2 protein-coding genes and 1 pseudogene are annotated in these 2,546 nt (G+C 67.1%); all 3 read right to left on the bottom strand.

From position 1 onward, the window contains the following. Nucleotides 1-215, bottom strand: a pseudogene (locus ACIRP7_RS07780) (cytochrome ubiquinol oxidase subunit I); the annotation flags it as partial. Between the two features lie 305 nt (nt 216-520). Continuing rightward, complete coding sequence (locus ACIRP7_RS07775) at nt 521-1,111, bottom strand: hemerythrin domain-containing protein (RefSeq protein ID WP_403655112.1); 591 nt, start codon at nt 1,109-1,111, stop codon at nt 521-523. Nucleotides 1,112-1,122: 11 nt separating this feature from the next. Further along, nucleotides 1,123-2,322, bottom strand: coding sequence for a hypothetical protein (locus tag ACIRP7_RS07770; protein WP_403655110.1), 1,200 nt, complete (start codon nt 2,320-2,322; stop codon nt 1,123-1,125). Nucleotides 2,323-2,546 lie beyond the last annotated feature (224 nt).

Raw genomic sequence — 2,546 nt, 5'->3', positions numbered from 1 at the left:
GAGAGGAACTGCAGCCCGGGACGGGCCAGTTCCGCCCGGATCGCCATCGCCAGCGCCCCGCCGACCAGAAAGAAGCAGAACGAAGTGATCAGATAAAGATGCCCGATCTTCTTGTGATCGGTCGTACTCAGCCAGGACACGATCACCTGGCCGCGGCTCCGACGGTCCTCGGCCGCCGGAGCCGGAGAGATCGGTTCAGTGGTATGAGTCGCCATCACAACCCCTCGATGAAGGCCAAGGTGGGCCGACGCCGCCGAAGTTCGTGGCGGCTCGACAACCGGTCATGGGCAACGTAATCCCAGGGAGCCGAAGCGATTCCTGCCTGGAGCCGGCCTTGCGCCACATGGCCGGTCCGGCCATTCCTTTGGACTACAGCAGGCATCACCGGCGGCTGCCCCGCCGCTTCTCCGGTCCGAGCGTGGGGCCGAGCCCGTCCCGTGCGCATCCAGGACGTTGGCCTGGGGGCGCACCGCACGAGGACGGTGTTCCCCCAGGTGTGGACTGCATCTACCGCCGTGGGTCAGCCGTTGCCCATGGCCTTGCGGACAGCATCCTTGGTGCGATCCATGAGGGCGGCCACGGGGCCGAGAGCAACGTTGGCGGCGCCGGACTCGATGCCGGGGTGGGGCCGGGTGGGGGCCATCGCCTCGGCGGCCTTGACGGCCTTGGCCATGGCGGCGAGGTTCGTCAGGTCGGTGCTGCGGCGGATGTGGGAGAACTCGTAGCGTTCCTCCGCCCGCGCGTGCTCCTGCACGTCCGTGCGCAGTTGCCTCAGCAGGGGCAGGAACCGGGGATCGTCGGTGTCCATCTCGTCCAGGGACGACAGCGTCTCCTTGGCGGCCTTCTCCTCGGCGAGGCGGTCCTCGACGACCTGCCGGCCACCGTCCACCGCCCGCCGCACGAAGGGGTGCACGACCTCCTCCTCGGCGGTCTCGTGCACCGCGAGCAGGCGTACGAGACGACGGAACGCCTCGCGCCGCTCCTCGCCCTCGCTCTGCTCGACCTCGTCGAAGAGGTTGCGGATGTCGCCGTGCTGACGCATCAGAAGGGCCACCACGTCCGTGTCCTCGGCCCTGTCGTCGCCGGCCTGCGGAGTGCGTAGTTCGGTCATCTCGGCTCCCCTCACTTCTCGCGCATGGCGGGGTCGGGGTGCTCGCCCTCGGACTGGACGCGGTACTCACGGCCGAACATCTCGTCGTGCTCCGCGATGACCTGCTCGCTCGGCGGCTGTTCGCCGCCGTGGATCTGCTCCTGCATCTTCTCGAACCGCTCGTGCGCCTCGCGCACATAGCCGGCGCCGAGCGTGGTCAGGTCCATCTGCGTGTCCAGCAGCTCCCGCAGATACTGCTTGTTCGGCTCGAACGTGAGCACGTTGGGCAGCTCCGGAGCCAGAACTTCCTGCGGCTCACGCCCGTCGTGACGGCGCATCAGATCGCAGGCGGTGTGCAGGTGCTCCAGCTCCATGTTCAGGTGCAGCTCCCAGACCGCCTTGACCCTGGGGTCGCTTTCCTGCTCCATGAAGGAGTAGTACAGGTAGCACTCGTTGTACTCGTGGTTGACCAGCTGCTCCCACCACGTCTCGCCCGGGTCCACCAGGGACTCGTAGTGCGTGACGTGCTCCTCCTCGATCAGCCCGATCTCCTGGTAGAGCCGGCGGGCGATCGGCTCCATGTAGGTGGGGCCGGTGTTCATGTAGAAGTTCATGGTCTGCTGCTCCGCCGACATGATCGTCAGCGCGTGCAGCTTGGACAGCGGGTTCGTGACCGTCGTGTCGTACGAATCGCGGACGTTGTCGTACGGGTCACGGTGGTGGAACTTCGTCGGCCGCCCGGGCATGACCTCCGTGAGGTTGTCGACGATCGACTCCGCCTTGCGGTGCTCGATCATCTCGTAGAGGTTGGCGTACCGGTACAGGTGGTCGAAGTCCTCCAGCACCCCGAACTGGTACGCCTGCTTCAGGTACGGGTCCGGCTCCATCCGCGCGACCCACGCCGTCAGGTCCACAGCGACCTGCTCGTAGGCGATCGTCGTTTCCAGCACCGACGACACACCCGGCAGCAGCCAGTTGACGACCTTCTGCTGCTGGGCCTCGATGTACCGGGTGCGGGCGAGCTGCCGCTTCACCTCCGGATCGACGGTGTTGCGGGCCAGCTGGTGGCTGAAGAGGATCGCCTCCACCTCGATGCCGTTCATCGTGATGATCCGGCAGCGGGTGTAGGGGTCACATCGGTCGGGGTCGATCGGCTCCACGTTCAGCTCGCGCCAGTTGCGCAGCTGGCGGTCCAGCGGGATACCCCGCTGTTCCAGGGGGTTGAAGGTCATGACAAGCGCTCCTCGCGACAGGACGGGCGGGTGCAGTACCCCCGACGCCGTAGTGCGTGTTTCGGTACGAGGGAACCGCCGTCAGGTTTCAATCACCCGGACGTTCCGGCCACCGCACAGGTCCGGACGGCCGCATCCCTCCGCCGTTCGGATGGCCCGAGCGCCGCACGCCGAGCGGCTTGGCAGGCGCTGAGGTAAACGCCCACCGCGGGGCACGTCCTGGG

This window comes from Streptomyces sp. NPDC102270 (genome assembly GCF_044766405.1).
In the GTDB taxonomy this organism is placed as follows: domain Bacteria; phylum Actinomycetota; class Actinomycetes; order Streptomycetales; family Streptomycetaceae; genus Streptomyces.
This window is presented reverse-complemented; position numbering and strand designations above follow the sequence as displayed.

What these genes read in the sequence shown, in the direction of transcription:
- ACIRP7_RS07775 (WP_403655112.1), bottom strand. Translation starts at nt 1,111, where the DNA reads ATGACCGAACTACGCACTCCGCAGGCCGGCGACGACAGGGCCGAGGAC.
- ACIRP7_RS07770 (WP_403655110.1), bottom strand. Translation starts at nt 2,322, where the DNA reads ATGACCTTCAACCCCCTGGAACAGCGGGGTATCCCGCTGGACCGCCAG.